Below are 17,287 nucleotides of genomic sequence, written 5' to 3'. Positions count from 1 at the left end.
TCAATTGATTGTCTTTTCTTATTATAGTAGTTATGGTTCTGCTGCCATCAGTATATCATCCTCATGGATTTCATACATTTTGGTTGATTTTGTTGAATAATTCTCTTGTTCATTATCCGTCCACTGCTCGCATTGCTTAATGACAGTTTCCAATGCATTGGCAGCTTCCTCTGGAGGGTAATGATATTTCTTCAGAAGATGTTTAATCATTCTGCGCATACCGGCACGGGCTGACTCTTTCTTTTGCCAATCAATAGTGCGGTTTTTGCGAAGGGAATCGGTAAGCTCTTTTGTCATGGCAACCAATTCTTCATTACTATAGAAGTCGTGGATTGCTTGCGGTTTGGTCAAGGCATCATAGAATGACTTTTCTTCAGGAGTGAGTCCAAGTTCATTAGCTGCTGAATCGGCTGAAGCAATCTCTTTTGCTAACTGCAAAAGTTCTTGGATAACTTCTTCATTGGTGAGTAATCCTTTCAAATAGTTGGATAAAGAACGATTGAGCAGGTCAGAGAATTTCTCTGACTGAACGATATTGGTCTTTTGATAGAGTGCCACTTTCTCTGCTAATAACTTTTTAAGCAGTTCTACAGCTATATTTTTTTCTTTCATCTTAGAAATTTCATCTAAGAAGGCTGTATCAAAGAGGGAGAACTCGGCTTTAACATCAGAGAAAAGATTGATTACACCTTCACTTTTTACACTTTGTTTCAGCAACTCGCTAATACGAGCATTGATTTCTTTCTTCGTAACTTTTCCTTTGCCTGTCATTCGGGAGAGTAAAGTGCGTATAGTCTCAAAGAATGTAGCCAAGAAGCGTTGCTCTTCATTCAACAGGCTTCGGCAAAGAGTTATGGAATTGTGCAGCAATGCTGCTTCTTTCATATAGAGCGGTAACTGTTCTTGTTTATCGGTTGCCAACATGAAGTTTACACCACCTTTGATTAATTTAGCACGGTCAGCATCTGTCACTGTGTGGAACTTACTATAATTATAACCATGAAATAAGTCTTGGCACACTTCCAACTTCTCTTTGAACTTTGTAAAAGCCATGCCTTTGATATCTGGGTTTCCAAAGTTCTTTCTGTCGCGTCCCGTATAATCACGCATGGCTTCTTTCAAGGCTTTGGCAATACCGATATAGTCAACAACCAATCCACCCACTTTACCATTGAATACACGGTTCACTCGTGCAATGGATTGCATTAGGTTATGTCCGCTCATCGGTTTGTAAACATACATAGTTGCCAATGAGGGAACGTCGAAGCCTGTGAGCCACATGTCGACCACAATAGCAATCTTCATCGGGTCGTTGTCATCCTTAAATCGTCTGGCAAGTTCTTTCTTATACTGCTTGTTTCCGATAATGTCGTGCCATTCTTCTGGGTCTTGGTTGCTGCCCGTCATGACAACTTTTACTTTATCCGTCCATTTTGGGCGAAGCTCCAGTAGTCGATGATAAATGCTCATGGCTATGGGACGCGAATATGCCACGATCATTGCCTTACCTGTCAATTCATATTGACGGTTTTCCTCATAGTGTTTGAGAATGTCTTGGCAAAGAGAATCGATGGTAGCCGGTGCACCGAGTATCTCTTCCAAGTGTGACATCTCCTTCTTGCTTTTCTCTATCTGTTCTGTCGTTGCACCTTCTTCAGCCAACAGCTCGTATTCGTCATCAAGGGCTTGCAAGGTAGCATCGTCAAGATTTAGATTGATAACTCTGGATTCATAATATACAGGACAAGTAGCACCGTCATTAACCGCTTGCGTCATGTCATAAATATCAATATAATCACCAAAAACCTCTACGGTATCTCGGTCTTTAGTAGAGATAGGTGTACCAGTAAAGCCAATATATGAAGCATTGGGCAACGAATTGTGAATGATTCTTGCCGTGCCGATAGAGACTTTACCTGTAGTAGTGTCGACTTTTTCCTCAAAACCATATTGTCCTCTATGTGCCTCATCAGTCATCACGATAATATTTCTTCGCTCTGACAAAGGTTCGTCAGACTCCTCAAACTTCTGCATGGTTGTGAAGATAATGCCATTAGCTTCTCGTCCACTCAATAGCTTTTTTAGATTCTCACGACTATTGGCTTGCACTGGTGTTTGACGCAAGAACTCCTTACATTTAGAGAATTGGGTATAAAGTTGATCGTCCAAATCATTGCGGTCGGTAATCACAACAATAGTGGGTTGTGATAACTCTTGTTGCAACAAGTGGGCGTAGAAAACCATTGACAATGATTTTCCGCTGCCTTGCGTATGCCAGAACACACCGATTTTACCATTACTTACTATAGCATGTTTAGTACGTTCGATGGCTTTCTTCACTGCAAAATACTGATGATACCCTGCTAATATCTTGGCACTCCCTTTTTCTTCTTTGGAAAAACAGATAAAGTTCTTGATTATGTCTAAGAGTCGTTCCCTTTGAAATATTCCTTCAAAGAATGTATCATAATCGACAAATTCCGTACTTTCATAATTACCATCTTTTGTTTTCCATTCCATGTAGCGATCTTCCTTGCTAGTAATTGTTCCAGCTTTGGAAAGAGCCATATCGCTCATTACACAGAACATATTGAAAGCGAACAACGATGGTATATCTTTCATATAATTGCGGAGTTGAAGATATGCTTCTGAAGCATCTGTTTCTTCACGAGAAGGGGATTTTAATTCTACAACCACCAATGGTAAACCATTCACAAATACAATGATGTCGGCACGTTTCTCTGCATTTTCAATGAATGTCCATTGATTGATAACTTGAAAAGTGTTTTTGTCCGTATGCTCAAAGTCTATCAAATAAACCATTTCATTGCGCATTTCCTTGCCATTGAAATAAGAGACTTCTATGCCATGCTGCAAATAGTCTGTAAAAGTTTCATTACGCTGCGCCAAACTACCCATATCAATATTGCGTAGTTTGATAATCGCTTCGTGAATGGCTGCATGTGGTTTCTTTGGGTTAACAGTTTGCAGACTTTCTTCTAATTGTGCTTCATAATATGGCACATAGTAGTCTCTTTCAATATTTGGACCGTACAAATATTGATAGCCCATACCCTCAAAGAGGGATATTAGTGCTTTTTCGTAATTATCTTCTGTGAAGGGCATTGTATTTTATTTTTGTTGTTTATTCATTTCTAAAAGAAATTCTAAATAATCTATATAGTTAGCTTTATAAGCTTGATAATCTAAGTTGTAAAGAGCCTCTGATGCTGATAAGTGTATGCCTCCTACTTCTAATGGATTTTCTCCATCAAACCAATAATTAAAGCACTCACAATCTTGATAAATTAATCTTTGGTTAGCGTGGTGGGCATAACTGAAATAAAAATGTAAAATGAACCCACAGAGTACATCTGTTGTTTTGTATATCAGTAAGGATAATGATTTGTCTATCTGAGGATGCAAAACATCCAAACCATGTGAAGCAAATCCTGCATTATTTCGTATCTCTGCAATCGATTGAGCGACAGTAGAAATTCTACGGCATAGTTCAGATAGACCAACTATTTCTTTTCCAGTCTGTTTTATAAGATGTTCTAAGGTCTGTTTTACTAAACTATTAAATGAAATATCATCTTTGTATGTTGTATTTTGATTAGTGAGAATTGTTTTGCAAAGTGCTTCAGTTAGACTTTTACTTACTTCAACGCACAAAGAAGGATTAATCTCAACATTGTTTTCTATTGTTGAAATATGCGTTTCAAAAGTCCTAAGACTTAGTTCTTTTGCAATATATTCTCTTGTCCACCGCATAATTAATATTAATTTAAATTATCATTTATCCGTTTGTTGAGTTCAATCTTAGAATCGAGAGAAGAAAGGATATTTCCTATCTTCTGCTGTGTTTGCAGAGGAGGGACCAAACACCGTAAATTATCAAAGGTCTCTCTTGTGATAGTATCAAATACACTACCGTGAGCTGTTTTTCTAAGTTCATCGACCTTAGTTCGAGTTAGGTAATATAAGAAGTTCTTATCAACAATATTGTTTCCTCTTAAACCAAAACATGATTGATTGAAACACATAGGGTCTGGAATCATCGCCATAGCCCCAACAGTACCTCTTGCGGAGATAACAATATCGTTTTTTTCTAATAACTTTGTCGAGCTATTTAATAATCCTAATTCTGAAATATGCTTTTCTGTATCATAAACATATTTGGTAACAGACACAAAATCTTTCACCGACAACCAAGGGATTTCTCCACTCCAATATTCAGGAACGGATGTTTTAGGTGTTCCGCCGCCTATAATTGTTGCGAGATCTGTATATCTATATTCTTTCCACTCTTCCATGATGAAAATCAATCATTTTGTTCATAATAATATGAATAGTCTATGCCTTTCATAAACATTTCTCTGTCGTCAATCTTTGTAGTGAGAGCTGGTAGTACTAAAGCCTTGATATGTGTGCTATCAGACACGCTCTCACGCATGGCTGAAAGATACTCGTTCTTGTCTATTTGGCTCCAATCCACACATCGCTTGAGAGAACGCCTCAACATGAGATCAAGCCAGATACGAGTGCTTCGTCCATTACCTTCCATAAATGGATGAGCTACGTTCATTTCGACATACTTGTCCATTATTTCGTCGAAGGTGTTTTCTGGCATTCTTTCAATCGTTTGTAGCGTAGCAGGGAAGTGCATACAGTTAGCAAAGGTAAAGCCACCTTTGGAGATATTCTTCGTGCGGATTTGTCCAGCAAAGTCATACAAACCTCCAAAGAGATAAGCATGAATCTGTTGTAAACATTGTATGCTGCCTGGCTCAAGACTTTTCAGCAAACCACTTTCATATAACTGATATGCTTTCTTTCGACTTTGACCATCTAATGTATTATCACTATATGTAAACCAATCAAGGAACTCATTTGCTCGATTGTTAGGATAGTGCTTTGCTAATAAAGTCACTCCTTCACTATCAAGGACATCTGCAATACGCATCTTGCCATCTGGTGCTTCAAATTTAAAGCTGTGAGTAGTACTCACGGGTTCAATGCCTTCTTGTTTCAACTTACGTTTTAACCAACGCCAATAGTTACCTGCTTTGGTGTAGTCAGGCTCATCGTTAATGGCACGCACAATGTCTGTTGCAGAAAACCACCAACAATTATTTTCTTCATCCCATACGGCACGTACTTCACGGTCGTTGAAGAAACGAATTGATTTCTTATGTTGTTCTTTCTTCTCTTCCATAAATGGGAATTTAGTTGTTCGTTTTACTATTTTTTATAACCCAATAGCCATTGCGCCGACCGTTTTTGCGTTCAAGAATACCTTGTACAGATAATTTTACGGTCATCGTCTTTACCGTTCGTTCTGATTTTCCGATATGCACAGCTATTTCTTTTTGCGTTGCATTTGGTTTTTCTTTAATAAAGTTGAGTAATGCTAATTCTTCTAAAGTGCAATTCAAAGTGCAAATATTGCACTTTGGGTCATTATCTGTTGCACTTTGACTTTCTGCCGACACGTGCAGGTATCTATTCTTCAATTCATTCTGTTCATTTAATATCAGGTTACGGAAGAACGCCTCAAGATATTGTGTTGTCGCAAAAATCCCTTTAGGCATATTGTTATAGTTAGCACGAACCAGTGCATTGCGGAAGTACCACGAATAGTGGGCAAAGGTTTCGTTGCTGATGTTAAAACCAAATGTGCGCAGATACTTGATAGTGAAGACTGCCGTTGTACGAGTATTACCCTCACCGAAAGGGTGAATTTGCCAAAGATCTGAAATAAATTGAGTAATATGATTCACGGATTCCATTGTGTCATGGTGTCTATAATTGTATTCCTTTTCACGAGCAAAGTCATAATCCAGCGTCTCACGAATACTATCCGCACCTGCATATAGCACAGTTTCTCCATTCAGCACCCACTCCTTTTTCGTAATGTTGTAATCTCTTATCTTACCAGCGTGTTCATAGATACCTTCAAACAATCGGCGATGAATAGAAATATATTCTAATGGCGAGAACGTAAAGCTCTGCTCGGATAGCAGTTCGGTGATACGAGCCGAAACCTTATCAGCTTCTTCTGTTCTGTCTTCTATATCCTTACGGGCAACCTTTGATTCATAGTAGCTATTGACGAGCTGCTTCACCTCCTCAATCGTGATGTCGCCCTCAATATGCTGTCGAGCCGTCTCACGCAGATAGTTGGAAGTTTTCAAGCCATCAACAGCCTGCAAGCCAATAGCCGTCTGCCACGCATAACCTTTCTCTCGTTTATGCGGTTCGCTCTGTCGGATATATTCTTCAAAATCAGTCATCATTATTTTCTTTATGAATAACACTTCTTTCTCCAGACATTAGTTTAGGGAGAAGGGTATCACGCAGTATTTTCAAGTTTTCTGATTCTAAATGTAATGTAAGAATCTGTTGATCCATTGAAGCTACAATAGCTTCAAATTTTGATATTATATCATTTGTAGGAATCAAAATCTTCAGAGTTTCAAGTGCCTTACGGTTAATTGAACCAAAAACAGTACCCTCTGCATTAAATTTATCTAAATCAGATTTCAATGAAAAAAGAGTATATAACAAAAACGCACTTTTATTTGTTCTGCTCACAGCAGAAGCAAGACCACGTCCTATACAACATTCCTTATGTGTGATGTTTATATCACCAACAGGAGCACGAACGCTAATAAGAATACTATTTGCAGGTGCAATTCGTGTTGGATTTGTCGTGAATAATCTTATAGAAGGGAATCGAGTTCCAAATTCTGCACGACCTTGATAAAAGATTATCCCTTCACCATTTTCATTATAAGTGGATCCATTAGGTGATTGTCCCATAATAATATCTGCAATTTCACTAAGATAACCTACTTTCCACCCTTCAGGTATTTTTCCAAGCTCCGAATCCACAAATTTTCTATCTTTGAATGGATCAAAATCCACGAACCAAGATTTGAACAACGCTTGTGCCTGCTGCTCTAAATTATCATTTATGCGGCGGTTCAGCTCGATTTTGGCATCAAGATTATTCAAGAGAGAAGCTATTTCTTCTTGGGTCTCAGGATCTGGTGCCTTAAAAACATAAGTGCCAATTAATTTAGGAGAAGTATGCTTCACTGTGCTACCAGAACAGCAATTTACTATATACTTTTGATATTCGGGAGTGCGCATCACCCAATAAAGAAAATGCTTACTTATATTTGAAGCAATAGACTCTACTAAGCCAATGCGTTGATTATGTAGAAATGTTATATCTCTAATTTGTGGTATTATAGCAGAATACCCTAAAGTATCTCCATCTTTACTTAGATCCGTCATCGTCACAATCAAATCATCCTTATTTAAAATATAGTCGTTAGGAATCGGGCCATGATAATATTTGGGTTTAGATAATTTGAATCCGCCTTTTATATCAAAGTTGCCAGGAGTTACGCATATATATGGTTGCTTTTCATTTGTGAAATATGCACCTTTGAAAGCAAATCCATGTCTTATTTTACAGACATCACTAATTTTATATTCTTTCCACTCTTCCATAAATGGGAATTTAGTTGTTTATTTTGTTAATTTCTACCTCACCAGACATAAGTTTAGGGAGAAGGGTATCACGTAATGCTGTTAAATTCCGACATTCGGTCTGTAAAGCAATTATTTTTGCAAGCAAAGGGCTAATTATTTTATCTATCTCTATCAACTTTTTGTTGCTTGGAATTAATACTTCAGACTTTTCAAGTTCACTCCTTTTTATATGTCCCATTGTTACAGCTTTATCTTGAGCTATATGAATAAACTTCTTTAGATGATGCAATGTCCAAAAATAATAAAACCATTTTGGATATTTCTCGGATGTCACCTTAAATAAATGCTGATTTAATCCACATTCACCTCCACACCATATCTTAACCATAAGTGTGCCTGACCATGAAAAAATAACGTCTCCATTATCCACCTTATATTGACTATCAATATTTTCAGAGCATTGGTCAGAATGTTCATCAACTTTTCCTTGACCTAACTCTTTTATTTTCAATACAGGTATTCCAGTATCATTTGCTGTTGGACGATATTTCTGCATAGCTAATCCATTGAGATAAGAGGCTATATCTGTAAGATTGCCCACTGTACAATCTCCTAAAATTTCAGGAGTATCTACAAAGTAATGGTTGAACAACACTTGTGCTTGCTGCTCTAAATTATCATTTATCCGCCTATTTTTATGAAATAGCGGTTGATATGAGCTATATGTGTGATATGCTGTTTGCATTTTGATTTAATTGATGAATTTGCGGTGAGAGAGTTTGACATTTGTCTGATTGACCATCGCATAGTGCATGGTTGTATCAATTTTAACATGCCCGAGGAGTTTTTGTACTTGCTCCACGGGCATACCTTTATCTATAGCCATAGTCGCAAGTGTTCGACGAAACTTGTGTGGATGAACACGGACAATCTTTGAAAGCCTCCCAATCTTTCTTAGTCTTGTCTCAACTCCTGATATTTGTAATCGATTGTGTGGCTTGGCAAGAGACACAAACAATGCTTTGTTTCTGTCTTTCCGCTCTGCGAGATATTGCTGCAAATGAATCTTTGCACGAGCATTGAAATACACGATACGTTCCTTGTTGCCTTTACCGAAAACGATACACTCACGCTCGTTGAAGTTTATATCCTCACGATTGAGCTTTACAAGTTCTCCAACACGCATACCAGTAGAAGCCAATAGGTCTATCATTGCTAAATCTCGTACCCTTGAACAGTTATCGCGCAGTTGTTCCAAATTTTCGTCAGTAAGGACTTCCTTAATATGTGTTCCTGTCTTAACCTTGTGTATTCTACGTACAGGACTTTTAATGACGTAATCCTCATCCTCTAACCATGAAAAGAAAGATGAAAAGATACGACGGATATTGTCTATTGTAACTTTACTCGATTTGTGTTTCTGTTGAAATACAGCCAAATAAGCACGAATATCCTCTGTTGTATAGTTCGTAACTTTTTTAGGCATTTTCTTGAAAAGCTGATTGATGGTCGAGCCATAATATTTTATGGTAGGTGTGGTGCAACCTTCAACTTGCTTAGCTGACAAGAATATCTCTAACAGACGTTCGTTAGATGCATTGTTCTCCTGCATCAGCTCGTCGTCTGCCGTAATGGAGTAGTTACTAATTACTTGCAATAATACTCCATTGAGTTGTGCCATTTGTTCTACACTTAATATACCTGCCATTGCATTGCTAATTTCTAAAATCAAATTTTCTTTCATGTTCTTCTATATTAATGAATTGATAATATGGAAGAACATGCGGTCATTTACTTGATAATGAATCCTATGCTTGCCAACTGTTTTCGTATCTCATCCTCCAAATCATGAGATTGGGCAAACAAATCGGACAATTCAGTTGTGAGTTTGTCCATCTTCTCTTGAAAAGGAATACCATCGTCTTCCTGTTCTGCAATGCCGACATAACGTCCAGGGGTAAGAATATAGTCTTGTTTTGCCACATCGCCAAGGGCTACAACTGCACAGAAGCCTTTTTCATTCTCAAGTGTACCATCACTATATTTATCAAAAGTGTCTGCAATCTTTTTAATATCTGCTTCTTGGAGCTCACGAAGTTTGCGGGTAACCATTGTTCCCATGTTTCTTGCATCTACAAACAGAATTTTATCTTTCTGTTTCTTCTCTCGATTGAGGAACCATAGAGAAACAGGAATACCTGTGGTATAAAACAACTGTGAGGGTAGGGCAACGATACCTTCTATTAAATCGGCCTTGATGATATTCTCACGAATCGTTCCTTCCCCTCCTGTCTGTGAAGATAAAGAACCATTTGCCAATACCATACCTATTTTCCCTTTGGGAGATAAATGATGAATCATGTGTTGCAACCATGCAAAGTTGGCATTGCCAGATGGTGGAATGCCAAATTTCCAACGCACATCATCTTGCAACTTGTCTGCTCCCCAATCACTGAGATTGAAAGGCGGATTAGCCATGATAAAATCAGCTTTTAATGTGGGGTGTTGGTCGTCAAAGAATGTATCTGCATTAAACTTACCCAGATCAGCCTCAATGCCTCGAATGGCAAGATTCATCTGAGCCATCTTCCATGTCGTAGGATTGCTGTCTTGGCCATAGACAGAAATATCTTTGATATTGCCTTGATGCCTTTCTATGAATTTGGCAGACTGTACGAACATTCCACCAGATCCGCAAGCAGGGTCATATACTCGTCCGTGATAAGGTTTCAGAACTTCGACAAGTGTTTGAACAATACAAGCAGGTGTATAAAATTCTCCTGCTAATTTCCCTTCTGCTTCTGCAAATTTAGAAAGACAATATTCATATGTACGTCCCAATATATCTTTGGAATCTCCATGTTCTTTCATTTGAATATTGGTAAATAAATCTACCACATCGCCCAAACGCCTTTTGTCTAATTCTGGTCGGGCGAAATTTTTGGGCAGAATGCCTTTCAAACGGAGATTCTCCTTTTCAATAAGACGCATGGCATTGTCGATTATCGTACCTATTTCTGGTGTATGGGCTGCTTTTGCTACCACACTCCACCGTGCTTCGTGTGGGACAAAGAAAATATTTTCAGATGTATATTCATCTTTGTCCTCTTCAAAGCCATCCCCTTCCTCTACCAAAGATTGGTATTTGGACTCAAAACGATCTGAAATATATTTTAGAAAGATAAGACCTAACACTACTGATTTATATTCAGAAGCATCAAGATTACCTCTCAACAAATCGGCAGCTTTCCATATCTCTTTTTCAAATCCTATTTCCGCAGTATTCTTCTTTGCCATATTATTCCTATTTTAACATTTCTTATTCCAAAATTATGATAATCAGCACTGTTTATAATATTTCGTAGCAATTAAATTCTTAACAATAAAACATCAAGTTCATGAGTTTACACAATCAGAAATAAAATTCCACAGCTCAATTATCAAAGACTACTCAGATAATCTTGAAATATTTCATGTGGTCTTTGGCTGTTTATGTGCTTAAGAACATGCTCATGTGTAGACTCTTTGACTCTTGTTATTATTGTCATAATAGTATTTCTACAATCTATTGGCTTTATTCTGAAGACCCACATTATTTATCAATTTTAGGCCACATATACTACTTATTTTTTGACGTTTGTCATAAGACAAATGGTGATTATAAACATACTTTATCACTCTATATTTTATTATTTCTAAAGCCACAGGGTTATTTTTAAATTCAAACAATATAGACTCTAACTCACTCATAGACATGTTATTATAATATGTTTTGATTGTAAAAGAGATTATTTTAGCAGCAGGTGTCCCTATTCGACGAGCAACTTCATCGTATATTTTTCCTAAGTCAGAAGTCCCCACACTCACAGATAAATTACTAAAGGTAGCTAAACAAACACGCAATAACATAAGATGTAGAAGTTGTTCTATCTTAGATTTAATAACATCCTCATTTGTTTTACCTTTATTTTTATTGATAAAAAAATCAACTATTTCTTGCTGACTTTCATCTAAAATCTGTGTAAAAAAAGATATAGATCTAAAACAAACATTATACGAACTTTCTATAATATCTAACAATTTTCCTTTATCTAATGAATCTTTCTGATTCTTAACAATCTGCCCCATGATTTTAACAACCTTAAAAGTGTCATTTAGATCACGTAACGTCACATTGTCCTGAAAATCTTCTTCTGTGAAATTTTCTTGGGGCAATGTTCTATGAAGTTCATCAGCTTTCCGTAAATCCCGATTCCTTTCATCTCTTGGGTCAATGTTTGCCTTGATAACATCTGTTTTAATCAGTCTTACAAGTTTAGACAATTCTACGAAAAGTTTATCATCTTGAGCAAGTGTAATAGGAGATATATCTTCAAATGGCAACCAACTTGCAAATAGCAGTTCATCAATTTGCTTTTTCCCCCCATTTTTATATATCAAGAAGATTAAAATATTAGCTTCTCTTTCTTTATGCAGTTCCGAACATAACTTTTTAACAATTTCTTCGCCACATCCATCATCGATCAAGGTCGATATTTTGGAGGCTACTAAAAAATAGAATATATATTTGTACGAGAATGAATATGAATCCTCGTCTATTTTTTGGATCAGATTTGCATTAACCATTTTGGAAAGCAAAGTAGAGCAAGTATAAAAATCATTGTATATATCAATATATGTATCATACATTCTCTCAAATATTTCTTTCGAGAAATACTTATGGGTAGGTTGCTCTTTATATAAATAATATGCAAATTCTTGTAAAAAATTAAGCATCCCATTAATCTTAGTTCTTGGGATTTCTGCTCTAACCAAAGATGCTATTATTAAAGAATTATAACAATAAGCATATGAGGTCTGTTCTACATCGAACTGACCTAATGCCTGATTTAATCCCTGCAAAAGTGATAAAACAAAAATAGGGTACGATGGTATTAGTTGCTGCCCTAACAAACCTGTAATCTGATCAAAAGTTAATTTGACTTCCTGACCAATAGCCTCTTGAGAAAAATTTTCACCGGCTCTGCCTATTCTTACCCATTTCTCAATTAGCTGATTTCTTTTATAATAACCCAATGGTAATAACTTATACCTTTTGATATCTGATTCTGTAACGCTTTGCTCTAACAAAGCATCTATCGCTATTTGTTCAGAAGTAGTAATTATAACCTTCTCAAAATTAGCCATCAACTTATTAACAAACTCACTTTTTTCATTCTTAGAGAAACTAGATTTATTGATTTCATCGATAAACACAACTTTTTTACATTTTTCCAATTGTGCATACTTGTCGAATTTGTATTTTCTATTATCATACTGAGACTCATAAGATTCTTTCATAATTTTGTTAAGCTTCGAATGAGTAGATAACCTTTCTCCTTTTATCAGTAGAGGGTATAACCCACTTTTATAAGAATCCATATAGAGCATCTTTAATAAAGAGCTTTTCCCTGACTGACTATCACCTTCTAATATCATGACTTTTTCCAGTTGAGGGTTTTCTAAAATATTTTCAGAATCTACAAAAGGAGAAAAAGAATCCTTTTCATACTGCATTGGCTCCAGATCAGGATAAACAAATATATCTGACAACATCAAATCAAACTTCTTCTCATGCTTTAATGGCAAAGCTATCTCTTGAATAGAGGCTAAAAAAGTATTATTTAATTGCAGTTTATTCCGATATGGTCTTATCTGCATATCTTTTTGTTCAATTTCTACATAAGAGGTATTATTATATTGAAAAGAATACTTCGACAAAGAGAATGACTCTGTATCAAAATGATAAAAATTAAATTTAGAGCTTTTATCATATTGAAATGCAGAGGATTCTAGATAAACTAGTTCATCACAATCGCCTAAATCTGCAATAATCTTATCACTTTCTGTATGCTCATGCCCACACATGACTATGTGAGTATTATCATACAAGTGCTTCTCAAACTGCTTTTTATTATTCGCACTATTATTTGGAGTTAGCCAGCCTGTATTGTGATGAAAGACAGCTATACTTAAATTATTAGGCTTATTACATTGCAAGAAAAAGCGTTGAGGTATCATTAATTTGCCAACATCTTCATGAAGAGTAGACAAGAATGCTGTATTATAACACTGAAAGTATAAAGAAAAATCTGTTTTAATCTTTAATTCCCTAAGCCATGAGATGGAAGACTCTTGAGCATCAATAAGTTTTTTGTAAAAACACCAAAAGTTCTTTTGGGGATGTAAACAGTGCTCTATTATTGCATTATCCTCTACATCCCCCTTTTGTAATACATCCTTTATTAATACCTCTCGAATAGCATCATCCTTAAATTCACAATCATGATTACCAGGCACTATGACATAGTCGAAATTGCAAATTTTATTTTCTTTTTTCCAAAACTTTTCGCAATTCTTCAAAAAATTATATGCTATGTCATACTGTTCTGCAGTCCCTGAGAAAGCTATATCACCAGAGATTACAACTACAACTCTGGAAGTTTCATTTATATATTGTTTACACGATTTACAAAATTCATCAATATGAGTTATAATAAAATCTTCGTTAGATTTTATATGAATATCAGACAGCTGAATAATCGAAATTTTCATCTTTGTAACTTTAGAAAGGTTGTTTAAGTGAGTGATAAAATTACGTTAACTATGCAAATAACAAAATTTGTTATCTAATCGATTTTTTCTGCATTAGAAATAATCGCCATAAGTTCTTTATCTGCTACAAAGATAGAAAATTTTATTATACAATCAAAATAAAAGAGAAGCTATTTATCCTCTTTTATTACAATGCGAAAAGATTATTCTATTATTCATGAAGCTTAGTCTGCATAAGGCTATCAACCTTATGTTTCAACCTCAAATCATAACCATCTATCTCCTTCTTGATGTTCTTGATTGCTGTTTCATTGCGATGAATATCAAACACTTCGTTTAGCCACAGGATTTCCTTTGGGCTACATCCTCTCCATACCCTGATGATACGGAATTTCAAGGCATCATCCTTGTATTGCTGTTTACTTTGCCACAAGAAGTAATTGCCGACCAAAGAAACAAAACAAAGGACAGATACTGCTACCATATAAGTAAAGACTTTCGAGGATTTGATGTCAAAGCTGTGCCTGTGAATATGTTCCTGCGGTATTGGATGCTCTTTCTTCTCCTGCCATTCGTGCAACATGGTCAAGATACTTGCCACCAATTTGTCCATGGATTTAGCTTCCTCGTCCTTGATGCGCACTTGTACACCAATATACTTGTTAATCACTTCTTTAGTTCGCTGTTCATACTGATTGAGCAATTCCTGTTCTTTCTGCTCATCACTTTGTGCTGGTGTAGATTGAACAGGGAGGGAAACAGAACCATTCTCCTTTTCTTTCAACTCCTTTAGCTCCCTGTAAATTGTCTCCAGCTTGTTTTTGATTTCCTCAAAGAGGACAAATGTATTATTGTTAGCCATAGTTATAAATGTATTTTACGTTTTTTCTTTTTCTTCTTTTTGTCAAGTGTGTTGTAAACTTCCGCAGGAACAGTACTATGAGTTTGAAACAAATCCAATCCTCCTTCTATGAGGTTGTTGGTAATTTCGCTCGTAACACTTGCAACATTGGATATGAGGTTTAGCATTCCTTGTGTCTGATGTTCGTGTTCCCTGTTATTCTGTTGCAGGGCAAAGTCTATCTTGGAATAACTGAAAACCCTATCCACTTTAGAGCCATCGAAATGATAACCGTTCTTTTCAAAGATGATTCCCTGAACCTCCTGTGAGTTGCCTTTATACTTAAAACGGACACCAATATCCTGCTTTTCCAAATGACTAAGGAGAGTTGTCCAATCCCTGCACCGAGCTATTTCTGCTTTCAATGCCTGATAGATTTCATATTTGGTCTTATCGGGTTCTTTCAAGCGATGCTCCTTGACTTTCTCCTTGCCATCGGCAAAGTATAAACCGTATTTTGTGGTCAGTTCCTTACAAATCTTCTCGCTCCTGAGTCTGTCGTTACGGTCAGAGATAGTCTTGCCATTATTATCTATGCGATTGAAAGCGATATGAACGTGTGGATGTTCCTTGTCGAAATGGCGACCGATAATGTACTGCGTATTTTTAACCCCCATCTTCTCCATGTATTCACGAGCGATCTGCGCCATCCATTCATTACTGAGCTTGGAAGAATCCTGTGCCGAGAAACTCAGGGAGATATGCCCCACAACCTTGCTTACTCGTGGATTCAGTTCTGTCTGGTCGATGAAACTTTGGACAATATGGTTGATGCTCTCCGTTCTCACTCCGGAACTATCAATGAGTTCCGTTCCTTTCTTCGGGTCAAGGATGTAATTAATAACACCCTTGAAGCCCGAACCTTTCATTATCTTTGCAATCATCTCCGTATCAGATTTAGGATTTCATCAATCTTGCTAATGATGATTTTGTGGAAAGGAGCAATGACATGAAACCCTTCCGCATTGGCACGATGTGCCAACTGATTAAGATTATTTGCCATTCCACACAGCTTGCGGATGAAGTCTGCTTGCTCTACGGTCAGTCGTTCAATGACATTTCCTTTATCAAGAATTCTTCTTACAAACTCACTCATGGTTACTCCTGCGCTTTTGGCTTTGCCTTTGAGCGTATAGTAATCCTGCGTATTCAGTTTCACCGTGATACGGTATTTCTTCTTTTCGGCTACGCCCTTGGTTGGACGACCACCTTTTTTATATTCTGTTTTTATCATACTTGTTTCTTTAATTTGATTTGATGGAGACCAGCGGGATAATCCTCTGCAACGACTGTCAGGAGGTGGAGCAAGTGGTTTTGGTATGCCCAAAACATAAACTTGCTCCCCGAAAAACAGATTATGCCAAACTATTCCTATAATCATAGCTTAATCCCTTTATTTTTCTTGATTTCTGCTTTCTCTGAATGCTTGAATTCAGCACATAAATACTCATTTAGGTCTTTATAATTCTGGAAGACGGAAGAGCAGTCTTGGACAGTAAAACCATCTCTTTTAAGTTGTTCTAAAGTTCGCTTTCCTCCTTCATCATTATCTAAATATGAACAAATGAGCTTGTGCTTTGAAAGAAAAAATATTGACTTTTTGATATTATTAATCGAGTTAAGTATCAGTGCAGCTTTCTTCTCTTCATCTGGACTCATCGTAAGCAGACTGAGATAATCCATAAAACCTTCAAACAAATTGATTTGTTCTGAAGGATTGGGAACATACGACACATCGGAAGGAGGCAAACACCCTTTGAAGTATGGATTGCGTAACGCATACCCATAAGAATTGTTTGGAAAGCCTATTGCGTAAAAACTTCTATCACCAATTCTATAATGAATCTCCTTACAATATTTTTTCGAAATGTTCAGATTGATTCCTCTATGTGTGAAATATTCTATGAGATTTGGATGACATAAGTTGGTAGAGCCGATAACCTCTATACGTGATTGACTTGGAGAAATTGTTTTGCTATTAGCTATGGAGAATTTTGGTAGGTTATTTTGTTTGCCATTAAACAACTCTATAGCTTGTACTAAACTGCAATTATGTAATTTCATAACTAAATCTATAAGACTCCCACCTTCAGCAAGTGCAAAGTCATACCATAGATTTTGGTTATAATCAACTTTGAAACTTGGAGTATGTTCATTTCGAAATGGACTTTTATACATTCCGTAATAGCCATAATTCTTTATAGGGTATATAGACATACTACCTAAGTAATCTTTAATTGATATTGCTTTAATTTCATTTATTGTCATACTTGTAACTTTTAAACC

The 17,287-nt window shown here is 36.5% G+C and carries 14 protein-coding genes; all 14 read right to left on the bottom strand.

All coding sequences use genetic code 11. The features are described from left to right. Positions 1-30 precede the first annotated feature (30 nt). Positions 31-3,126, bottom strand: coding sequence for a type I restriction endonuclease subunit R (locus ACZ48L_RS04580; RefSeq protein WP_025792955.1), 3,096 nt, complete (start codon positions 3,124-3,126; stop codon positions 31-33). A 6-nt stretch (positions 3,127-3,132) separates the two neighbouring features. Continuing rightward, a complete protein-coding gene (locus ACZ48L_RS04575; RefSeq protein ID WP_025792953.1) occupies positions 3,133-3,774 on the bottom strand; it encodes an abortive infection family protein in 642 nt (213 codons plus the stop codon). 8 nt (positions 3,775-3,782) lie between these two features. Next, complete coding sequence (locus ACZ48L_RS04570) at positions 3,783-4,316, bottom strand: restriction endonuclease subunit S (RefSeq protein WP_025792952.1); 534 nt, start codon at positions 4,314-4,316, stop codon at positions 3,783-3,785. 8 nt (positions 4,317-4,324) lie between these two features. Beyond that, positions 4,325-5,218: a protein adenylyltransferase Fic gene (fic, locus tag ACZ48L_RS04565; protein ID WP_025792951.1), complete on the bottom strand. Its 894-nt coding sequence runs from the start codon at positions 5,216-5,218 to the stop codon at positions 4,325-4,327. A 10-nt stretch (positions 5,219-5,228) separates the two neighbouring features. Beyond that, positions 5,229-6,296 (bottom strand): Fic family protein, encoded by a 1,068-nt coding sequence (locus ACZ48L_RS04560; protein WP_025792949.1) that lies wholly within the window; start codon positions 6,294-6,296, stop codon positions 5,229-5,231. Continuing rightward, positions 6,289-7,524, bottom strand: coding sequence for a restriction endonuclease subunit S (locus tag ACZ48L_RS04555; protein ID WP_025792947.1), 1,236 nt, complete (start codon positions 7,522-7,524; stop codon positions 6,289-6,291). Before ACZ48L_RS04555 ends, ACZ48L_RS04560 begins: the two co-directional genes overlap by 8 nt. Positions 7,525-7,534: 10 nt before the next feature. Continuing rightward, positions 7,535-8,251, bottom strand: a complete 717-nt coding sequence (locus ACZ48L_RS04550; RefSeq protein WP_204865329.1) for a restriction endonuclease subunit S — start codon at positions 8,249-8,251, stop codon at positions 7,535-7,537. A 6-nt stretch (positions 8,252-8,257) separates the two neighbouring features. Further along, on the bottom strand, positions 8,258-9,250 hold the full coding sequence (gene xerA, locus ACZ48L_RS04545) for a site-specific tyrosine recombinase/integron integrase (RefSeq protein WP_025792945.1): 993 nt from the start codon (positions 9,248-9,250) through the stop codon (positions 8,258-8,260). 47 nt (positions 9,251-9,297) lie between these two features. Continuing rightward, on the bottom strand, positions 9,298-10,803 hold the full coding sequence (locus ACZ48L_RS04540; protein ID WP_025792943.1) for a class I SAM-dependent DNA methyltransferase: 1,506 nt from the start codon (positions 10,801-10,803) through the stop codon (positions 9,298-9,300). A 261-nt stretch (positions 10,804-11,064) separates the two neighbouring features. Continuing rightward, a complete protein-coding gene (locus ACZ48L_RS04535) occupies positions 11,065-14,100 on the bottom strand; it encodes a metallophosphoesterase (RefSeq protein ID WP_025792941.1) in 3,036 nt (1,011 codons plus the stop codon). A 211-nt stretch (positions 14,101-14,311) separates the two neighbouring features. Further along, positions 14,312-14,962, bottom strand: coding sequence for a hypothetical protein (locus ACZ48L_RS04530; protein ID WP_025792940.1), 651 nt, complete (start codon positions 14,960-14,962; stop codon positions 14,312-14,314). 2 nt (positions 14,963-14,964) lie between these two features. Continuing rightward, positions 14,965-15,885 carry a relaxase/mobilization nuclease domain-containing protein gene (locus tag ACZ48L_RS04525; RefSeq protein WP_025792938.1) on the bottom strand — a complete coding sequence of 307 codons (921 nt, stop codon included), beginning with the start codon at positions 15,883-15,885 and terminating at the stop codon, positions 14,965-14,967. Then, a complete protein-coding gene (locus tag ACZ48L_RS04520; protein WP_025792937.1) occupies positions 15,882-16,235 on the bottom strand; it encodes a plasmid mobilization protein in 354 nt (117 codons plus the stop codon). Before ACZ48L_RS04520 ends, ACZ48L_RS04525 begins: the two co-directional genes overlap by 4 nt. A gap of 143 nt (positions 16,236-16,378) precedes the next feature. Then, positions 16,379-17,269, bottom strand: coding sequence for a toprim domain-containing protein (locus ACZ48L_RS04515; RefSeq protein ID WP_025792936.1), 891 nt, complete (start codon positions 17,267-17,269; stop codon positions 16,379-16,381). Between the last annotated feature and the right edge of the window lie 18 nt (positions 17,270-17,287).

This window comes from Prevotella histicola (assembly GCF_055385135.1).
The sequence above is the reverse complement of the archived record's forward strand: the minus strand, read 5'-3'. Positions and strand labels throughout refer to the sequence as shown.